17 protein-coding genes are annotated in these 19,003 nt (G+C 63.0%); 8 read left to right on the forward strand and 9 right to left on the reverse strand.

The genetic code is table 11. The features are described from left to right. Positions 1–441: 441 nt before the first annotated feature. From MHX61_RS00720 to rho, 6 genes are all read right to left on the reverse strand, one after another. Positions 442–819, reverse strand: a complete 378-nt coding sequence (locus tag MHX61_RS00720) for a hypothetical protein (protein ID WP_239191637.1) — start codon at positions 817–819, stop codon at positions 442–444. Between the two features lie 73 nt (positions 820–892). Then, entirely contained in the window at positions 893–2,068 is a 1,176-nt protein-coding gene (locus tag MHX61_RS00725) for a glycosyltransferase family 4 protein (protein ID WP_239191485.1), read from the reverse strand. A 12-nt stretch (positions 2,069–2,080) separates the two neighbouring features. Further along, positions 2,081–2,749, reverse strand: coding sequence for an L-threonylcarbamoyladenylate synthase (locus MHX61_RS00730; RefSeq protein ID WP_005327639.1), 669 nt, complete (start codon positions 2,747–2,749; stop codon positions 2,081–2,083). Positions 2,750–2,781: 32 nt separating this feature from the next. Next, positions 2,782–3,618, reverse strand: coding sequence for a peptide chain release factor N(5)-glutamine methyltransferase (gene prmC, locus MHX61_RS00735; RefSeq protein ID WP_239191487.1), 837 nt, complete (start codon positions 3,616–3,618; stop codon positions 2,782–2,784). Positions 3,619–3,624: 6 nt separating this feature from the next. Further along, positions 3,625–4,701 (reverse strand): peptide chain release factor 1, encoded by a 1,077-nt coding sequence (gene prfA / locus MHX61_RS00740; protein WP_198492893.1) that lies wholly within the window; start codon positions 4,699–4,701, stop codon positions 3,625–3,627. Next, complete coding sequence (gene rho / locus MHX61_RS00745; RefSeq protein ID WP_239191489.1) at positions 4,694–6,541, reverse strand: transcription termination factor Rho; 1,848 nt, start codon at positions 6,539–6,541, stop codon at positions 4,694–4,696. Before rho ends, prfA begins: the two co-directional genes overlap by 8 nt. A 355-nt stretch (positions 6,542–6,896) precedes the next feature. Here rho and MHX61_RS00750 point away from each other — a divergent pair, with 355 nt between their 5' ends. From MHX61_RS00750 to MHX61_RS00770, 5 genes are all read left to right on the forward strand, one after another. Then, a complete protein-coding gene (locus tag MHX61_RS00750; RefSeq protein ID WP_005327634.1) occupies positions 6,897–8,678 on the forward strand; it encodes a long-chain fatty-acid--CoA ligase in 1,782 nt (593 codons plus the stop codon). Positions 8,679–8,744: 66 nt separating this feature from the next. Next, positions 8,745–9,857 carry a GTP 3',8-cyclase MoaA gene (gene moaA / locus MHX61_RS00755; RefSeq protein WP_239191491.1) on the forward strand — a complete coding sequence of 371 codons (1,113 nt, stop codon included), beginning with the start codon at positions 8,745–8,747 and terminating at the stop codon, positions 9,855–9,857. A gap of 10 nt (positions 9,858–9,867) precedes the next feature. After that, positions 9,868–11,067: a molybdopterin molybdotransferase MoeA gene (locus MHX61_RS00760; protein WP_239191493.1), complete on the forward strand. Its 1,200-nt coding sequence runs from the start codon at positions 9,868–9,870 to the stop codon at positions 11,065–11,067. 9 nt (positions 11,068–11,076) lie between these two features. Continuing rightward, positions 11,077–11,556 (forward strand): cyclic pyranopterin monophosphate synthase MoaC, encoded by a 480-nt coding sequence (moaC, locus tag MHX61_RS00765; RefSeq protein WP_239191494.1) that lies wholly within the window; start codon positions 11,077–11,079, stop codon positions 11,554–11,556. Beyond that, positions 11,556–12,143: a molybdenum cofactor guanylyltransferase gene (locus MHX61_RS00770; RefSeq protein WP_239191495.1), complete on the forward strand. Its 588-nt coding sequence runs from the start codon at positions 11,556–11,558 to the stop codon at positions 12,141–12,143. Before moaC ends, MHX61_RS00770 begins: the two co-directional genes overlap by 1 nt. 227 nt (positions 12,144–12,370) lie before the next feature. Here MHX61_RS00770 and MHX61_RS00775 read toward each other — a convergent pair whose 3' ends face one another. The 3 genes from MHX61_RS00775 to MHX61_RS00785 are packed head-to-tail and all read right to left on the reverse strand — an operon-like array spanning position 12,371 to position 15,983. Continuing rightward, positions 12,371–13,738, reverse strand: coding sequence for a multicopper oxidase domain-containing protein (locus tag MHX61_RS00775; protein ID WP_239191496.1), 1,368 nt, complete (start codon positions 13,736–13,738; stop codon positions 12,371–12,373). Further along, positions 13,739–14,917: a beta-carotene 15,15'-monooxygenase gene (locus tag MHX61_RS00780; protein ID WP_239191499.1), complete on the reverse strand. Its 1,179-nt coding sequence runs from the start codon at positions 14,915–14,917 to the stop codon at positions 13,739–13,741. Continuing rightward, the gene (locus MHX61_RS00785; protein WP_239191502.1) at positions 14,904–15,983 is read right to left on the reverse strand and encodes a hypothetical protein; all 1,080 of its coding nucleotides are present in this window, start codon (positions 15,981–15,983) and stop codon (positions 14,904–14,906) included. The genes MHX61_RS00780 and MHX61_RS00785 overlap by 14 nt, the downstream gene beginning before the upstream one ends. 66 nt (positions 15,984–16,049) lie before the next feature. Between MHX61_RS00785 and MHX61_RS00790 the strand changes: the two genes are divergently transcribed. The 3 genes from MHX61_RS00790 to MHX61_RS00800 all read left to right on the forward strand — a co-directional run bounded on the left by MHX61_RS00790 (position 16,050) and on the right by MHX61_RS00800 (position 18,978). Continuing rightward, positions 16,050–16,310 (forward strand): DUF2249 domain-containing protein, encoded by a 261-nt coding sequence (locus MHX61_RS00790; RefSeq protein ID WP_239191505.1) that lies wholly within the window; start codon positions 16,050–16,052, stop codon positions 16,308–16,310. A 67-nt stretch (positions 16,311–16,377) separates the two neighbouring features. Beyond that, positions 16,378–17,142 carry a molybdate ABC transporter substrate-binding protein gene (gene modA / locus MHX61_RS00795; RefSeq protein ID WP_239191508.1) on the forward strand — a complete coding sequence of 255 codons (765 nt, stop codon included), beginning with the start codon at positions 16,378–16,380 and terminating at the stop codon, positions 17,140–17,142. A 3-nt stretch (positions 17,143–17,145) separates the two neighbouring features. Continuing rightward, the gene (locus tag MHX61_RS00800; protein WP_239191511.1) at positions 17,146–18,978 is read left to right on the forward strand and encodes an ATP-binding cassette domain-containing protein; all 1,833 of its coding nucleotides are present in this window, start codon (positions 17,146–17,148) and stop codon (positions 18,976–18,978) included. Positions 18,979–19,003: the final 25 nt, after the last annotated feature.

Below are 19,003 nucleotides of genomic sequence, written 5' to 3' on the forward strand. Positions count from 1 at the left end.
TCAGCGTTCTCTCCCGTGTTCGGGCCACACAGCTTGTCGAAGGCCGTGTGGTGCGATGGACGTCTCAAACTCTCTGCCTCACACACGGACTCCGTCGCACATCAGCGTGCGCAAGACAGGGATTCACCGCTGCGAAAGCCAGCTTTTGTGCTAGCCCGCGGTAACCCGAAGAAAAGCGTATCAGTTAGATCAAGAGTTTTCGCACGTGGGGGGCCACTAACGCCCCTAGTTTCACCGCTGCGGGCTCAATTCCGCCACAAATTCACAACAAAAAGGCCACATTCTGCCTAAATCCTGCTACGTGGAGTTCATCACACTTGCCTATTTCCCCACCTTGACGGGGGTAACCACGACAGAAACGATTGCATGCACGCAAAGCAAAAGGGCCCACCACCTTTCCTTCCAGAAAAGCGGTGGGCCCTTTAGGAGGCCTCTTCCCTACTACGAGACGTAGGTGACGCGCGAGGTAACTACTGCCCACACCTCCGTGCCCAAGGTGGCAAAAAGTGCCAGCATGACGGTTACGAACAGCGCCATGGTGTCATAGAAATCCATATCTCGGATTACGAGAAGCACCATGACCAAGACGATGACCTTGAGCAGCCAACCGCCCAGCACCACGGCCATGGTGTTGGCAGGAGTGGTATTGGCGGTCAGCAAAACCGACAAAGCGGTGAACAAGACGAAGCCGCCACCGATAGCGGCACCGACCAGGACTCCCCAAATGCCGGGGAGACCCCTGATACCGCCCCAGACGGCCAAGGAGACCACCGTGATAACCAGCAGGGCAAGACCACCCAGCTTGACCGCCCTTTGCATGGGACGGCGGTGGTCATCAAATTCCGAGGGTTGCGTAGTCGCTTGTGCTTCACTCACGGCTACACACCCTACCTCACGAGGGCTCGGATTCCTTCACCACGACGGTCTCTCGCGCGGCAGGCCCAATCTTTCCTTGGCGCAAAGGCACGAGGGTCGCCGCGAACGCGAGGAGCAAGGCAACGATGGTGACGCCAATGGCCACCGACGCGGGCACGATGGAAAAGGACACCGCGCCGAAGGCTACGGCGGAGACCCACAGGTAAAGAACCAGCACGGTCCGGCGGTGGGTATGGCCGAGCGAGAGTAGGCGGTGATGGATGTGCGCCTTATCCGCAGCAAACGGTGACCGTCCCTGGGACAGACGGCGAATGACGGCCCAGACAAGGTCCAGGACTGGAATAAACACCGCTGCGGCCACCACGATGATGGGAGACATCAAAGCGACAATGTCCACCGTGCCGTAAAGCGACATGTTGATCTTGCCAGACGCGGAAGTCGAGGCCGCAGCGAGCAAGAGACCAATAAGCATCGAGCCAGAATCGCCCATGAAGATGCGCGACGGTTCGAAGTTATGCGGCAAGAATCCAGCGCACATTCCCACCAAGGCAGCGCTGATGATGGCCGGTGGGTAGGCCGAGACTGCACCGCCTTGGTCGTGGAGAACGGTCAAGGAAAAGACCAGAATTGCCCCGCCCGCAATCATGCCAAGGCCTGCCGCTAGGCCATCGAGTCCGTCGACAAAGTTGATGGCATTGATCAGCAAAACGGTAAAGAATGCGGTGAGCAGGGTGCTTTGTAATTGGTCGAGGACGACCGTGGTGCCGCCGCCAAAAGGGATGAAAAGCAGCGTCCAGGTAAGGCCCAGTCCGCTCATCAAGGTGGCCGCAAAGAGCTGGCCAAAAAGCTTCACTATGGCACTCAGTTCCACCAAGTCATCAACCACTCCGACGAGCACGAGCGCCAGGGCCGCCCAGAGCACCGCATTCATCTCCGGAGTGACGGGCATAAAGCCCCGAGTCAAGGCTGGAAGCTGGGCTGCGAGGAATATCGCCGCCGCGAAGCCGGTAAACATCGCCACCCCACCCATGCGCGGGGTGGGCTGTGTGTGGGCGTCGCGCAGGCGAATCTCCGCCACGCGGCCAGTGCGCACCAAAAAGGAGCGCACCACACCGGTGGTGAGATACGTAAATGCTGCTGCGACGAGGATGACGAGGGCCAGCTCGCGCAGCGGGACACCACTGCCGCTCACGCGAATGCCTCCTTAAGCTTGTGGGCGGGTGCGCAGGGTCTGCGCGTCGACGCCAATGACCTCGCCGATTTCCTCGGCCGAAAGCGCGCCTTCGCGCAGGAGGTATGGGCGCTCGCCGGAGAGATCAATGATGGTCGAGGGCTTGCCGACGGCCGTCTCTCCCCCATCCAAGTAAACCGTTACGGCTTTACCTAGCTGCTGCTTGGCCATAAGCGCCGTGGTCGGCGGCTGGTGGCCAGAAATATTGGCGGAGGAGACTGCCATGGGGCCAACCTCGCGCAGCAACTCGATGGCGATGGGGTGCAAGGGCATACGCAGCATCACGGTGCCGCGGGTATCGCCCAGATTCCACGGCAGAGACGGCGCTTGCGGAACGACGATGGACAGGCCACCGGGCCAGAAGGCCTCCACCAAGTCACGCGCGGTATCCGTATAGGAAGCTACCAGACCGCGAACGGTATCCCAGGAACCCACCAAAACCGGCACCGGCATATCCGGGCCACGCTGCTTGGTGGCCAAGAGGTTGGCTACAGCATCATTATCAAAGGCATCGCAGCCGAGTCCGTAGAGCGTATCGGTGGGCATAACCACAAGGCGACCGGATTGCGCAGCCTTGACCGCAATGTTCATGCCCTCTTCGCGCTCGGCATCATCGGCGCAGTTAAAAATCTTTCCTTGCATAATCTTTTCCCCTTCTTGCCCTCAATGGTGTCTTAGTCTACCCCGCGCACCGCAGTGACAAAGCGGGGCGTTCCCGTCAGGTCTTGCAGCGGGGCGATCTGTTCAAAGCCGCCGTGTCGGGCCAACGCGGCTTGTACGGCCTCGCTCGTGGAATCGTCGTGTTCGATGGCTAACTTGCCGCCGGGGCGCACAAGGCGCGCAATGGTCGGGATAAGGCCGGAAATGACCCCCATCCCATCCGCTCCGGCAAAAACCGCGTTATGCGGGTCATGATAGACCTCGGGATCAAGATCCGGGGTCTCTGGCACGTAGGGCGGGTTGGTCACGAGGAGATCCACGGTCCCATTCCATTCCGCCAAAGTATCGTCGGCCGTGGCGTCAGCCTGGATGACCTCTACCCCGGTGTTACGGGCATTGGCGTGGGTGTAAGCCAGGGCGGCGTCGGCAAGCTCTACTGCCTTCACCTGCGCCTCCGGTAGATAGTGGTGCAGATAGAGCGCTAAAGCGCCCGTGCCGGTGCACAGATCTACCAGCCGCGGGCCATCTGCGTTGCGCACCGCCCAGTCCGCCATCACCTCGGTTTCCGGCCGCGGGATAAACACGCCCGGGCCCACCTTGAGCTCCAGCGGGCCGAACCAGGCGCTGCCTAGTACGTACTGCAAAGGCTCGCGGGCTTCCCGGCGGCGCAGCAGCGCATCATAGGCCACGTCGAAGCCGGGCATAGGAGCCTGATCGAGCGGGATATTCATGTGGCCGCAGTGGATGAGGTGCGCGGCCAGGATGCGTGCATCCCATTCAGGGCTGGCCACCCCGGCAGCACGAAGGCGCTGCACCCCGCGGCGCAGCGCCCGTCCATACGTGTTTTCCACGCTGGTTTAGCCCTCGGCCTCGAGGCGCTCGGCGCGCTCTTGGTCCTGCAAGGCCTTAATAAGGTCATGCATGTCACCGTTCAGCACGGAGTCCAGGTTATTGGCCTTGTAACCAATGCGGTGATCCGTGATGCGGTTTTCCGGCCAGTTATAGGTGCGGATGCGCTCGGAACGGTCCATGGTGCGTACCTGAGAGGCGCGCTGCTCGCCGGCCTCAGCCTCGCGCGCCTCGCGCTCCATTTGATCCAGACGGGCCTGCAAAACTTGCAGCGCACGCGCCTTATTCTGAATCTGGGAACGCTCCTTCTGGCAGGTCACGATAAGCCCAGTAGGCAGGTGGGTAATACGCACCGCGGAGTCGGTGGTGTTCACGCCCTGACCGCCCTTACCGGAAGAACGGTAGACGTCGACGCGAATATCCTTGTCATCGATATTGACGGACTCGACCTCTTCCGGCTCCGGGTAGACCAGCACGCCGGCAGCAGAGGTCTGAATGCGGCCCTGGGATTCGGTAACCGGAACACGCTGCACGCGGTGCACGCCGCCCTCAAACTTGAATACGGACCATGCACCATCGCGCGACGGGGACTTGGAGCGGAAGGAAATGGTCATATCCTTCACACCGCCCAAATCGGACTCATTGAGGCCCAAAACCTCCCAATTAAAGCCCGTCTTGTCCGCATAACGCTCGTACATGCGGGCCAAGTCGCCGGCAAAGAGAGCCGCTTCTTCGCCGCCCGCGCCGGCCTTGATTTCCATAATGATGTCCTCGGAATCCTGCTCATCGCGCGGCGCGAGCAGGTCAGCGAGCTTTTCTTCCAAACTCTCCACGGACTTTTCTAGGCGGTCCGCTTCCTCCTGGAAGTCATGATCCTCGTAGGCCATCTCCTTGGCATCAGCGAGATCCTCGCGCGCCTGGGTGAGCTCATCATTGACCATGATGATGGGGCGCAGCTCCGCGTAGCGCTTGGAGAGCTTGCGGAATTGTTTCTGGTCACCGGCTACTTCCGGATCGGCCATCTGCATCTCAATGCCCTGGTACTCGGACACGATGTCATCAACGAGCGAAACCTGATTAGACATAATCTTCTTCATCCTTATCCGCAGCCATCGGGGCCGAGGAGGCCACCTGCATCAAGAACTCGCCATTGGAGCGGGTCTTCTTCAGCTGCTTAATGAGCAGGTCAATGGCTTGGTGGGAGTCCAAGGCGGAGAGGATGCGACGCAGCTTGGTCATGATGCGTGCCTCCTCTGGAACGAGCAGCAGCTCGTCCTTACGAGTACCGGACGGGTTGACGTCCACAGCCGGGAAGACACGGCGCTCAGAGATGCCACGATCCAGCTTCAGCTCGGCGTTGCCCGTGCCCTTGAACTCCTCGAAGATGACGGTATCGCCGGTAGAGCCGGTCTCCACCATGGCGGTGGCGATAATCGTCAGCGAACCACCCTCTTCGATATTGCGGGCGGCACCCAGGAAGCGCTTTGGTGGGTAGAGCGCATTGGAGTCCACACCGCCGGAGAGAATGCGGCCAGAAGCCGGGGAGGAATTGTTATAAGCGCGGCCCAGGCGGGTAATGGAATCCAGCAGGACCACGACGTCCTTGCCCTGCTCCACCAGGCGCTTGGCGCGCTCGATAGCCAGCTCCGCCACGGAGGTGTGCTCTGATGGCGGGCGGTCAAAGGTGGAGGCAATTACCTCACCGTTGACGGAGCGCTGCATGTCCGTAACTTCCTCAGGGCGCTCGTCTACAAGGACGACCATGAGGTAGCACTCCGGGTTATTGGTAGAAATCGCGTTGGCGATATTCTGCAGAATCGTCGTCTTACCGGCCTTTGGCGGGGAGACGATAAGCGCGCGCTGGCCCTTACCAATCGGCATGATGAGGTCAATGACGCGGGTGGTGAGGATCTTCGGATCCGTCTCCAAACGCAAGCGCTTATTCGGGTACAGCGGGGTGAGCTTATTAAAGTGCGGGCGCTGCTTTGCGCCTTCCGGATCGATGCCGTTGACGGTATCGACCTGTACCAGCTGGTTGTACTTGCGGCGGTTGCGGCCATTGCCGTGCGTATGCGTCGGGCCGGAGACCTTGACCTGGCCGGTGATGGCGTCACCAGAGCGCAGGCCCAGGCGGCGGACGATGCCGTTGTTCACAAAGACGTCGGAAGCCGCGGCACGGTAGCCCGTGGTGCGCAGGAAGGCGACATTATTGTCTACGACGTCCAAGATGCCGCCGACGGCCTGCAGCTCATCGCCCTCGCGGACCTGCAAATCGTTGCCGCCGGTATTGTCATTGTTATTTCCGCGGCCGCGGCGGTTGCGGCGGTTGCGGCGCCCACGGCGGTTGCCGCGCTCGTGGTTATTGTTGTCCTCATGGCGGTTGCCGCGCTGCTTATTATCGCCGCGGTCATTCTTCTCGCCCTGACTATCGGAGCCGTCCTGGGAGTTTTTGTCGCGGCTGTCCTTAGTGCCGCCCTGCTCCTCGTTGCGGTTGCGCTCCTCGCGCTCTTGGCGTTCCTGGCGCTCCTGACGCTCTTGGCGGCGGGCGCGGTTGCGGCGAGCGCGGCGGGCCTGGGAGCGCGACTCATAGCGCTGCTCCTCACCAGAGCCCTGCTGGCGATTATCCTTCTTCTCGCTGGATTCTTCCTGCTTTTCCGCCTTGTGCGGCGCTTCATCCTGCGCCTTATTGCGCGGCTTATCTGCCTTCTCAGGCTTCTCTGCCTTGTCCGCCTTTTCTACCTGAGCGGCCTTTTCCACCTTGGCCTTGGCCTTAGGCGGAACCTTTCCGGTCTTGATGGCGGTGATGAGATCCCCCTTGCGCAGGGCAGAGACACCACGTAGGCCGCGCTCTGCGGCCATTTTGCGCAATTCCGGCAGCTTCAGGGATGCAAGATCCTGTGCTGCGGTGTTGTCCGTTTCGCTCACGGATATCCTTTCGTTGCTTGACCAGGTCCGATTATGCGGGAGCCGCCGCAGCCTATGCTCGCGGCGTTGCACTGGAAGCCAATGTGTATTTTTCTAGGACTTCTCGCCCTCGTGCCAAGGCGCATGTGCGTCCTGCCGGGCAATAAGTATGAGGCCTCTTCCGTGTCCTCGAGGAGACTTCGCACAGCTAGTGCGCGAACCGGAAGAAATCAAGAAACGACTGCGGGCAAAAATACTTCTCTGGGCCCGAATGCATAGGAAAGGGGAGCTAAAACTTTCCGGTTTCCTACCAGTCGCGAACAAGTATAACGCATAGGGCGCAACGCCCGCACCATGACACCGCTACAGTAGAGGCATGCTTTCCACGATGATGGATATCCCCCTCTCCCTGACCCGCATTTTGGAATACGGTGCCTCGGTACACGGGGACACCACGGTTACCACCTGGCACGGTGAGGGCACCGGCTCGGAATTCGATCCGGCCGAGGAAGTTACCTTCCGCGATATCGCCGCCCGCGCCGCCGCGTTCGCCCACGCCATTCACGATGAATTGGGCATCACCAGCGATGAGCGCGTGGGCAGCTTTATGTGGAATTGCGCCGAGCACTTGGAGGTAATGTTCGGCACCGCCTGCAAAGGCGCAATTTTCGCCCCGCTGAATAAACAGCTGATGAATGACCAGATTCGCCACATTATTAACCATGCGGAAATCTCCGCTATCGTGTGCGATCCCCGCCTGGCGCAGCAGCTAGGCAAGGTGCTCGTAGGCACCGACTCCGTGGGAAGCGTCATCATCACCGGCGCCCAACCAGCGCAGCAATTTGCCCACCTTTTCCCCCGCGGGGTTGAGGTGTATTCCTACGAGGCTCTTATCGACGGCCGCTCAACCGTCTATGACTGGCCCGAACTAGATGAGCGCACGGCCGCGGCGCTGTGCTATTCCACGGGCACCACGGGCGCTCCCAAGGGAGTGCTGTATTCGCACCGGTCCCTCTACCTAGAGGCCATGCAGCTGCGTTCCTCGGACTCGCTGTGCATTACCCACGGCGAGACCTTCCTGTGCTGCATTCCTATCTGCCACGTGCTCAGCTGGGGCGTTCCCTTCACCTGTTTCATGACGGGCACCCCGCTGGTGCTTCCCGACGCCGACGTGTCCGCCCCCACCCTAGCCAAAGCCATCGCCGCTACCTCTCCGCGCGTGGCACACGGCGTGCCCACCATCTGGATTCAGCTCTTTGTCCACTACATGCACCATCCACCAGAGCGCATGACGCTCACCGAGATCTACGCCGGCGGCTCCCCCGTCCCGCCGACGCTGATCAAGATGTGGGAGGAGCGCTACGGCGTCGATGTGGTCCACGTGTGGGGCATGGTGGAAACCTCCACCGTGGGCAGCGTTGCCCGCCCGCCCCAAGGTGCCTCCGGCGATACCCGCTGGGCCTACCGCGTATCCCAAGGCCGCATCCCCGCCTCACTGGAATACCGCGTGGTCAACGACGGGCAAGTTGTCGCCCGCACCGACCGCAATGCCGGCGAGCTGCAGGTGCGCGGCAACCTAGTCACCGGTTCCTACTACCACTCGCCCACCGCTGAGCCGGGCGAAATCGCCTCCGAATTCCGCGGCAAACAAGTCGAGGCCGCGGAGGATAAGTTCACCGCCGATGGCTGGCTGCGCACTGGCGACGTCGGCTCTGTTACCAAGGACGGCTTCCTTACCGTGGAGGACCGCGCCCGCGATGTCATTCGCTCCGGCGGCGAATGGATCTATTCCGTGCAGCTAGAAAACCTCATCATGTCTGACGAGCTTGTCGTCGAGGCCGCCGTGATTGGCTACCCCGATAAGCAATGGGTCGAGCGCCCACTCGCCGTCACAGTATTGGCCGAGGGCGCCTCGCCCACCATCGAAACCGCAGAGCGCCTGCGCGCCAGCATGCGCAAGGAACTGCCGAGCTGGATGCTGCCGGAGTATTGGACCTTTGTGAAGTCCATCGATAAGACATCCGTGGGCAAGTTCGATAAGAAAGATTTGCGCGCCCACCTGGCAGAAGGTGAGTACAACATCATCCGCCTCAAGGGCCCAGGCGAATCCCAGCGCCTCGATGCCACCAACGCCGCCGATTTAAGCCGGGAAAACTAGGAATAAATTCGCGTCAGTCGCCGTTGCAGCTTGGTGTACCTCGTCCCCTCTCTTAGACTGGCACCAATGACCTCTTCCTCCCAGCAGCCCGTCGTTTCCCTGCCCCTGCCTACCGTGGGCCGAGCGAAACCGCCGGCGGATCTGCCTGCACCGGCCGCTGATGGCACGCGCGCACTGTTGGATCGCTATGGACGCCAAGCCCGCGACCTGCGCGTCTCGCTCACGGATCGCTGCAACCTGCGCTGCACCTATTGCATGCCGGCCGAAGGCTTAGAGTGGATGCCCACAGAGCAAACCTTGAGCGATGAGGAAACCATCCGGCTGATCCGGATAGGCGTCGGCAAGCTGGGCATCCGCCAAGTGCGCTTTACCGGCGGCGAGCCCCTGCTGCGCAAGTCGCTGGAGAAAATTATTGCCGCGACCAAGCAGCTGCGCACCGACCAGGGCCGCTCCCCATCCACCGCGCTGACCACCAACGGTCTTGGCCTAGAAAAGCGCGCCGGCGCCCTCGCCGCGGCCGGGCTCGACCGCATCAATATCTCGCTCGACACCATCGACCGCGAGCGCTACGCCGCGCTCACTCGCCGCGACCGGCTCGACCACGTGTTGCAGGCCATCGCCGCCGCGGATGCCGCGGGCCTGCATCCCATTAAGATCAACGCCGTGGTCATGCCCGGGGTAAACGAAGAAGACATCGTTCCCCTGGCGGACTATGCCGTCCACCACGGCGCCCAGCTCCGCTTCATCGAGCAGATGCCGCTCGGGCCCCGCGAGCAATGGCGCCGCGAGGACATGGTCACGGCCGAAGACATCCTCGCCCGCCTGCGCACCCATTTTTCCATGGAGCCGGCACGCGAACCGCGCGGTTCCGCCCCCGCCGCCCTATGGGAGGTCAGCGCTCCGAATGGCACGCGCGGCACGCTGGGCATCATTGCCTCGGTCACCCACCCCTTCTGCGGCGATTGCGACCGCACCCGCCTTACTACCGATGGCGCCATTCGCAATTGCCTCTTTGGCAATTCCGAAACCCCACTGCGAGACCTGCTGCGCTCCGGCGCGAGCGATGAGGATATCATGGAGGCTTGGGCCGGGGAAATGTGGACCAAAAAGCCCGGTCATGGCATTGATGACGAGGGCTTTCTCCAACCGGACCGTCCGATGTCCGCCATCGGCGGCTAACCTGAGTCTTATGTCCACGCCCCGCAGCATCTCCGCGCACCTCGATGCCGTACTCGCGCTGGCTTCCACGCCGCCGGCCGAGTCCGCGCCCGTCGACGCCTCCCTCATCGGCCGCGTCCTCGCCGCCGACGCCACCGCGCGCTTCCCCGTGCCGCCCCATGCCAATTCGGCCATGGATGGCTTCCTCGTCCACGCCGCGGATCTTTCCTCCTCCGCACCATGGACCCTCCCCGTCGCCGGCGATGTACCGGCCGGCTCGGCTCCCATCGATGTGCCCGCCGGCCACGCCGTTCGCATCATGACCGGCGCCCCCGTGGCCGATACCGCAGGAATGCTCGTCGTTCCCGTAGAAAACACCACCACCCCGGCCGGCCCGGTAGCACTTCCGGACGAGGTCACCATCACGGAGGCCCCCACCAAATCACATATCCGCCCCGCCGGCGAGGACATACAGCCCGGCGCGCCAGTCGCCACCGCCGGCACGCTTATCGACGCCGCCGTCATCGCCGCACTCACCTCCGCCGGCGTATATACCGTTACGGCCTACCGGCGCCCACGCATCGCGGTCATCTCCTCCGGCGAAGAACTCGTCACTTCCCCCGCGGAGCTCGCCCCCGGCCAGCTGCCGGATTCCAATGGCCCGATGCTCGCAGCCCTTGCAGGGGCAGACGCACACGTACACGTGGGTGATGCCCCTGCGGACTTAGCCTCTGCGCTAGATGAGCTTTCCTCCTCCCACGACCTCATCATCACCTCAGGTGGCGTATCAGCCGGCGCCTTCGACGTCGTGCACACCGTACTCGGGCGCACGGATTCCGCGTGGTTCGGGCACGTCGACCAGCGCCCAGGTGCCCCGCAGGGCTACTCCCTGTGGAATGACACCCCGGTGCTGTGCTTGCCCGGCAATCCCGTGGCAGCCTTCGTCGATTTCCAGCTTTATGCCCGGCCACTTATCGCCGCACTGTCCGGACACCCCGCGCCACGCCAGCGGGTCAACCTGCGCGCCCGAGTGGAATCTCCCCTTCCCGCCTCCCGCGGACGGCCGACCATTGTTCCCGTCACCGTAGACTTTCAGGCAGCGCCCGCCATCACCTCGCACCTGCCCCACGGCAGCCACCGGGTCGTGTCCCTGGCCGGCACCACTGGCTTTTGCCTCATCGACTCCGAGCCCCCAGCCATGGGCGAGGACATCACCGTTTATCTGTATTAAGGAGCAACCATGGAATTTACCCATCTGAACTCTGACGGCGCCGCCTACATGGTCGACGTCACCGAGAAGCAGCCCACGGTGCGCACCGCCACTGCGGAGGGCGAGGTCGCCTGTTCTCCGGAGGTCATGGCCGCCTTGCGCGATGGCACCGTGCCTAAGGGCGATGTCCTCGCGGTAGCCCGCATTGCCGGAATCTCGGCCGCCAAGAAGGTCCCCGAGCTACTTCCGCTGGCGCACACCATCGGCGTACACGGCTGCGCAGTCGAACTCACGCTTGCCGACGACCACGTGTCCATCTCCGCTACCGTCCGCACCGCCGACCGCACCGGCGTGGAAATGGAGGCGCTGACGGCCGTGAACGTTTCCGCGCTCGCCATTATCGACATGGTCAAGGGCGTGGACCGCTCCGCGTTTATCCGCCGCTGCGGAATCGTGGCGAAATCCGGCGGCCGCTCCGGGGACTGGTCCCGCACCCTCCCGGAGTCCTAATGCTCGGCGCGGTCATCCTCGCCGGCGGCCACGGCAGGCGCATGGGCGGCACCGATAAGGCCTCCCTTTTTGTCCACGGCACGCGGTTTATCGACCGCCTGCTCGCCCAGCTTCCCTACGGCACGCCGACCGTGGCCGTCTCTCCGCATCGCCTTGGCGTGCCCCAGGTCTGCGAGTCACCGCTCTACGGTGGTCCCGTCGCCGGCATCGCGGCCGGCGCCCAGGCATTATCCCACTGCTCCGAGCTCGCCCTCTTCGCCGTGGATGCCCCCGATTCGCCGCTAATGCTTCCCCGCCTGCACTCGGCGCTCGTCTCCTCCTCGGCCGATGCCGTCCTCACCCGTGCCGCCGACGGATACCTCCAGCCGCTGTGTTCCCTCTGGCGCGCTCCCGCGCTCCACTCTCAGCTCGAATCCCTTCCTACGACTCGGAACGTCTCCGTCCGCCGCCTCATCCGTGGCGCCAACTTCATCGAGATTCCCGGCACCGGCGCCGAACGCGACTACGACACCCGTGCGGAGCTGCGCGAGGTTCCTGCGTTCCCTCCCCACACCGCCCTTCGCGCTCACCGGCAGCCGCTCGGCTAGTCCTCCACTTCCGCCGGTGACCGCCAAGGGAGAAGTCTCCGCCTCCCCTCCCTTCGCGCTCACTGAGAGCCGCAGCAAGCGCGAAATCGCCGCCTCCGTGAGCGCGAGGGATGGACGAATACACAAACCCGCCCTTCGCGCTCACGGTGGGCATCAAATGTGACCACGAACGGTCGCTGGTAAGCGCGAAGGGCGGGAGGAGCGGGAGGGGCCGTACCGCTGGAGGGCTACTCGGTAACGATGAACTTGCCGTGCTGGCCCTTCTCCGCGTTAGTCATGATGTGATTGACAAAGGAATAGGTACCGGGCTCGTTGAAGGTCATCTCAACGAATCCGCCTTGCGCCGGGAGGAGGTCTAGGGCTTGCGAGCCGGTAGAGTCCTCATTTTTGATGAGGTAGGCGCCTTCCTTGTAGGCAGTATCGAATTGCTCGCCCACAACGTGGAAGCTCAACGGCTGGTCGGGGCCTAGGTTGGTCAGCCACAGGCGGACGGTATCGCCTACCTTGGCCTTGATGGGCTCTGCGTCATATTGGCCGGGGTAGTAGTTGAAGGCCATCAGGTCGAAGCGGCCGTCGGCAACGCGCTGGGCGTCGGCGCCAGTGGATTCCTCGCCTAGGAAGACATCGGTAGCCATGAAGTTATACTCCGCGTCAACGGGCTTAAGGTTCGGCGGATCGATGATGACATTGCCGGCCATGCCGTTGGCGATGTGAAGGGACATGGGCATCGTGGAGCAGTGATACATCCAGATGCCGGAGCGGTTCGCGGTGAACTTGTAGGTCAACTCCTCGCCCGGCTGGATGGATTTCATGGTCTTATCTGGGTTGACCTCGCCGGCGTGGAAGTCAATGGAGTGGGCCATGGAGCCCTCGTTCTTGATGGTGATTTCGAACTTATCGCCCACCTTGCCGCGCAGGGTGGGACCAGGGGCTTGGCCGTTGAAGAGCCAGCGCATCTGCTTGATGCCGGGGGCGACCTCCACGACTTCCTCGGTCATCGTCCAGGTCTCTTTGTGCGTCTTCGTCTCAGCGGCCGGCTGCAAGGTGGCGTCAAAGGCGGAAAACTCGTCGCGCTGTGCGCCAAGTTCGGCGGCGGTTGGCACGTCTACGTGCGGGTTGCTAGCTGAGGACACCGCATGGTCATGTCCTGCAGCGGCGCCGTCTCCCACGTTGACCTGGAAGGTCATGCCCTGCATCTTGTGGCCGGCGATGGTGCAGTAGCCTTCCTCGGAGGAGTCGATGACTCCAGCGTCGAGTTGGACGGTCTCGCCGGGGTCGACGCGGCCGGTCTCGGCGTCGCCAATCTTAAGGTCATGGACTTGGTCGCCGGAGTTGGTGAAGTTGACCACCAGGTGGGTGCCGGGATCGATGTCGATGGACGAGGGGGTAAAGGCCATACCATCCACGCCCACGTCAACGGTCTGCGTTTCGCCAGAGGATACCGGTGCCGCGGACTCCGAGCCCTTACCAGTGGAATTGACCACCGCGAGCGCGATGACCGCTGCCAGCGCGATGCCGATGAGCAGCCACGAGGCCCAGGAAGAATCCTTCGGCGCGGGTTTGTCCGCAGGTTGTGAGGAAGAAACGCTCAGCATTTAACTCTCCAGTCTTTTCTGTAAGTAGATGGCTCGGCCGACGGCGATAACGTTGGCGGCAAGGCCTATCCCCATCATGATAAGCCCGGCCACGGTAGCGCCTAGCAATGTCAGCACTCCGCCCAGGTTGATGAGCAGCAGACGGGCGTAGCCGGTGCGCTCGGTGGTATTAGGGCGTGCGCCGATAAGGATGGGTAGCAAGTGGTGAAGGACACCGGTGACCAACTGCAAGAGGCCGGCACCGAGGAAGCCTGGCAGCAATATCAGGGTGATGGCGCGCGGGTAGGCACCCACCGCTGCGGAAATGGCGTCACCGGCACACAGCGCCAGCACCCACAGCAGTCCGGCGATAACGGCCACGGTGGCGGTGGTCAGCCGCGGCGAGCGCCCCATAACGGTGGCAAGCACCGGCTGGATGATGAGTACCGCCGCCAGGACCACGAGCAGTTGAGCCACGCCTGCGGCGCGGGTAAGGCCCACCGCGTACAGCGCCATCGCCAAGGCCAGGCCAACACAGTGCACGATGAGCGCGCGAGTACACCGCGCGCGAGCGGTGGGCGAAATCGCGGTGGCCGATAGCGTGGGGAGCAACGTGACCACCGTGCCGATGACGGTAAGCCATGCGAAGCCCCAGATCATGCCGCGCGAGTGGGCGCCGACAAGGAGGGAATACTCGCCTACCCCATTACCGCTGAGGATGACAAGCACTACGGAGACAATCATGAACACAGACGCCGCGATATAAAAGGGCACGGTCACGGCAAAAGAACCAGACAATGAGCCGCGCAGGCGCCGCGCGATGAACCACAGGTGCCAGGTGAGGGCGGCGATGATGAGGGCAGAGGCGGCGTCGGCAAGCGGGCCCCAGTCATACCCCGCCCTATCAATGAGCAGCAGGATAAGCCCGAGCTGCACGAGGCCCACGCGACTGCCGACGCCCCGATAGTCCCCGCCCGCAGTCCGGGTCAACGCCTCAGTGAAATGGGTGGAAAAGACGATGATTGCCGTGGTCAGCGCGCCAATGGTGAAGGGATGGATGATATCCCACCACACCACAGGAGCGCCCAAGGATGCAGCGATGAGCAGGCCGAGGCCGGTAAAAATCCACAAGCCAATAAGGGCGGCGCTCAGGGTATGCCAGCGGCCGCGCGCGGCCAGGGATACGTCATGAATGCGCACGTCGCGCCTCCTTTCCGGTCAGGGCAATCCCGCAGGCGAGAAAAACTAACACTGCGATTATCGTAACCACCCCGCCGGTGTGGAGGGCAGTGGTGTGCTCGGCGCAATCGGCAAGGATGCGCAACGCAAGGCCACCGTGTAAGAGCGCCACCGGCACAAAGAGCACCCGGTGATAAGGCAAACGGCGGCGGATAACGGAGGTGAAAATGATGGGAGCATGCGCAAAAATCATGGACATGACAAAGCCCAAGAAGATGGCGTGTACTGAGGCTTCATAGGCAAAGCCGGTGGACTGTCCGTGCAGCAGCCAGAGGTAACCGCCGAGGGCGAGCCAGCCGTAGCCGGCCAACATGCACGCCGCCGAGTAGCGCGGCAGGCCGTGAGAGCGCACCAAATTCTTGGCCACGTCCACCTGCGCGGTGGCCGCTGCGGTGGCAATGAGCACCAGGCCCATGGCGCGATAGCCCACCGCTGGGGAAAGCACGTAGATGACGCTGGCCGCCGCCAGCCCCAGAACTAGGAGGGTCAGGTGGTTTTCGGCGCGGGTTCCGGCCATGGTGACGCGCGCTAGTTCCATGCGCTCGCCGATGATGGTGGCCACCGCGTAGAGGACGCACAACGGCATCGCCGCGGCGAACCCCGGGCCCATGGCCCACAGGGCAGCAGCTGCTACTCCCCCGATTACACCAGCTGCCTGCACCAAGATCGCAAGGCTCGCCTGACGGCGATAGATGGTGGCGTAAATGAAGCCCAAGACAAGGAAGCTGGCGGCAAAGCACACTGCGGGGACCGCCCGCGGCAGGCCGGCGAGAATGCCCAGCACGCCGGCAACGTGGCAGACGGGCCCGGCCCACGCCCAGGAGGTGCGCACGGCAACGGTGCGCTCAAGGCCGATGGCTCCGCCCACGAAGCCGAAGACCATGAGTGGTCCGTGGTCGGCGGCGAAAGACGCGCCAGGGGTGGCGGTCAACCCCAATAGGGTGGCACCCGCAGCCAGGCCTACCAGCAACGATAGACCTGCGAAGGCGAGGAAGATGAGGCGATGCGCCACGCTATTATTTTGCACGGGTTTTATCGTACTAATATTGGCTACAGAGCGAAACTCGCACCCCTTAAGAAAGGACCACTCGCTATGCAACTGCCCATCTCCGATGCCAATAAGCCACACTCCATCCCAACTCTGAATGCCTCCGAAATTCCGCACGCTGTTCGCCACGGCGCCATCCATGGCGCACTGGACACCTTGAACGTAGGCGAGTCCATGATCCTCATCGCCCCGCATAATCCGGTTCCCCTGCTCAAGGAGGTCGAGGCCCGCGAGGAGAACTTCGAGCTGGACTACCTCAAGGAAGAAGAAAACGACTTCCACATCAAGTTCACCCGCGTGAGCTAAACCCGCGCGGGGCGGAGGGCTATCCTGGATAGGTCACACTCTCCGCAGTAGAAGGAGCCCTCCGCAGATGAAGAAGCGCGCCGCCGCACTCCTCGCCGCCCTCGCATTCGCGCTTACATCCTGCGCTCCCCCAACGTCAACGACCTCCACCCAGGACGCGGATGCTGCCACGCTCAATGTCTTGGCTGCATCCTCCACCCGCGTCATCAATGAGAAACTCACTCAGCGCGCAGGCCAGCTGGAGCCGCCAGTGAATCTGAGCTTTGAAAATGGCGGCTCCTCCGATTTGGTAAGCAAGCTGCGCGAGGGCGCCCCGGCCGATCTTCTCCTCACGGCTTCGAAAAAGACCATGGATAAGGCGGTGCAGGATGGCACGGTTGCCACGCCCGAGGTGCTTGCCACCAATGTCATGGTCATGGTCGTGCCCAAGGGCAACCCGGCGGGAATCCATTCCGTGGAGGATCTGCCCCACTCCGACCACTTCGTGCTCTGCGATCCCCAAGTTCCCTGCGGCGATATCTCCTCCCAGATCATCTCTGATAAGCGCCTGGACGTCCATCCATCCTCCCAAGAACGCCAGGTAGCCGACGTTTTAGGAAAGGTCGCCTCGGGCGAGGCGGATGCTGGGTGGGTCTATTCCACCGATGCCGCCGCGGCCGGCGATGATGTCGAGGTGATTGACATTCCTGGGGCAGAGAAATTCACTAACCAGATTGTGGGCGCCGTTACCGCAGAAGCATCCCACCCCGACCAGGCTCGCGCGGTGCTCGATATCCTGAGCGGCGACTTTGCGTCCACCTGGCGCGAGCGCGGCTTCACCCCGGCGGAGTAGACTATGTCCGCCCCACAGCCTATTCGCCCCAAAGCCCCGCTTCTTATCGGCCTTATTGGCCTCATTGCGGTAGCGACCATCATCGTCCCCGTTGCCGCCCTTGGCCTGCGCGTGCCGTGGGCGCGCATAGGCGACTACCTCGCGCGCGACGAGAACCAGGACATGCTGCTCATCTCAGTGGCAGCAGCCTTCCAATCCATGATCCTTGCGCTCGTACTGGGCTTGGGGCTGGCCCTGTGGGTGCAGCAGCTCGGCCGCGGCAGCGCCGTAGTGCGTCTCTTGGTCTACCTGCCCTTGGCCATGCCACCGGTGGTGGGCGGCTTGGCCCTTACCGCAGCTTTCGGCCGCAAGGGGTACCTGGCCCCGCTTCTCGACGCCCTCGGCATCCACTTCGCCTTCGCCTTCCCCGGAGTCGTTATGGCGCAGACCTTTGTGGCGCTGCCCTTTGTGGTGGTCGCGGTCGATTCGGCATTGCGCCAGCTGGACCAGGAGATCCTCGCCTCTGCGCGCGGCGTCGGCTTGGGCCGGTGGGAGGTCCTGGGCAAAATTACCCTTCCCTCCATCGCCCCGGCCTTGGCCACGGGCGCGGGGTTGGCCTTCGCGCGCTCGCTGGGCGAATTCGGCACGACCCTGACCTTTGCCGGCTCGCAGCCGGGGGTCACCCGCACCATGCCGCTGGGCATTTATTTAGAGCGCGAAGTCGATGCGGATGGCGCGTACGTGCTCTCCGCGCTACTTATCGGGTTGGCCTTGGCCTGCCTGGCGTTTGCGGGCCTGCCTGCCCTGCGGCGGCGGAACTACCAGCCGCAGGCGCGGCGATTGCATGAATTGGACGTCGATAAGCTGCGCACCCTTACCCGTCCCACTGATGCGCCGGCGCTGTCTGTGACCGTCGACGGTGTGCGCACGGATTTTTCCCCGCGCGCCATTACGGCCGTGGTGGGCCCGAATGGTTCCGGCAAGACGACCTTGATGGGTCGCATTGCCGGGCGTCTGAGCGGCGGGGAGGTCTCCCCGGAGTGCGCCGACGTCGTCTTGCTCACCCAGCGTCCGGGCCTGCCGCCGCGCTCGACAGCCGTGGAGGCGGTCGCCATGGTCACCCGCGATAAAACCCGTGCGCAGGAGCTCCTGGCGGCGGCGGGATTATACGAGCTTGCCGACGTCCCCGTTCCCGCCTTGTCCGGCGGCCAGGCCGCCCACGTAGCGCTGGTGCGCGCGCTAGCCGCACGGCCGGCCGTCCTGATTGTGGACGAACCCCTTGCCGCAGTCGATGTGAAATCGGCCGAGAGGTGGCGCCACTTCTTGCACGCGGCCCGCGCAGACCGTACCACGCTGCTTGTCACCCATGATGCGCTCGATATTGCGCACCTGGCTCAGGACATGCTGGTCATGGAATCCGGCCAGGTGCGGGCGCACGGCGCTACCGCGCGTCTGCTTGAGGCACCGCCAACGGGCTTTGTTGCGGCGCTAGCGGGTCTCAACCGCCTCGAAGGAACCGTGACCGGGATCAGCGCGTCCGCCGTCGAGGTCGCGTGCGGCGATATTACCGTTCTGGCGACTAAGGAGGCTGCGTCTATTGAGCCTGGGCAGAAGGTGGCGGTGACCTTTGCCCCGCATGCGGCCACAATTGGCGCGGCCCCAGAGGCCTGCAATCAATGGGAAGCGCGCGTCTTGGCCGTCGAGGCCACCAGCCTCGCAGCGGCGCAGCTGCGCGTTGATCTGGGCGGCCAAGAGGCTACAGTACCGGTAGACCGCGAGTTCGCTTTAAGCGTCGCGGCGGGTAACATCGTATCCTTAACAGTGTCTAAAGCAAACGTTTTTGTCCACCCCAACTAGTTTTTCTGTATTCGCAGACCCCAAG

Source organism: Corynebacterium sp. ACRPF (assembly GCF_022347395.1).
Classification (GTDB): domain Bacteria; phylum Actinomycetota; class Actinomycetes; order Mycobacteriales; family Mycobacteriaceae; genus Corynebacterium; species Corynebacterium tuberculostearicum_D.

Bases quoted from the DNA above. Each gene is read 5' to 3' on its own strand.
- MHX61_RS00720 (WP_239191637.1), bottom strand. From the start codon at position 819: ATGCAAAGGGCGGTCAAGCTGGGTGGTCTTGCCCTGCTGGTTATCACG.
- MHX61_RS00730 (WP_005327639.1), bottom strand. From the start codon at position 2,749: ATGCAAGGAAAGATTTTTAACTGCGCCGATGATGCCGAGCGCGAAGAG.
- prfA (WP_198492893.1), bottom strand. From the start codon at position 4,701: ATGTCTAATCAGGTTTCGCTCGTTGATGACATCGTGTCCGAGTACCAG.
- MHX61_RS00750 (WP_005327634.1), top strand. From the start codon at position 6,897: ATGCTTTCCACGATGATGGATATCCCCCTCTCCCTGACCCGCATTTTG.
- moaA (WP_239191491.1), top strand. From the start codon at position 8,745: ATGACCTCTTCCTCCCAGCAGCCCGTCGTTTCCCTGCCCCTGCCTACC.
- MHX61_RS00760 (WP_239191493.1), top strand. From the start codon at position 9,868: ATGTCCACGCCCCGCAGCATCTCCGCGCACCTCGATGCCGTACTCGCG.
- moaC (WP_239191494.1), top strand. From the start codon at position 11,077: ATGGAATTTACCCATCTGAACTCTGACGGCGCCGCCTACATGGTCGAC.
- MHX61_RS00770 (WP_239191495.1), top strand. From the start codon at position 11,556: ATGCTCGGCGCGGTCATCCTCGCCGGCGGCCACGGCAGGCGCATGGGC.
- MHX61_RS00775 (WP_239191496.1), bottom strand. From the start codon at position 13,738: ATGCTGAGCGTTTCTTCCTCACAACCTGCGGACAAACCCGCGCCGAAG.
- MHX61_RS00790 (WP_239191505.1), top strand. From the start codon at position 16,050: ATGCAACTGCCCATCTCCGATGCCAATAAGCCACACTCCATCCCAACT.
- modA (WP_239191508.1), top strand. From the start codon at position 16,378: ATGAAGAAGCGCGCCGCCGCACTCCTCGCCGCCCTCGCATTCGCGCTT.
- MHX61_RS00800 (WP_239191511.1), top strand. From the start codon at position 17,146: ATGTCCGCCCCACAGCCTATTCGCCCCAAAGCCCCGCTTCTTATCGGC.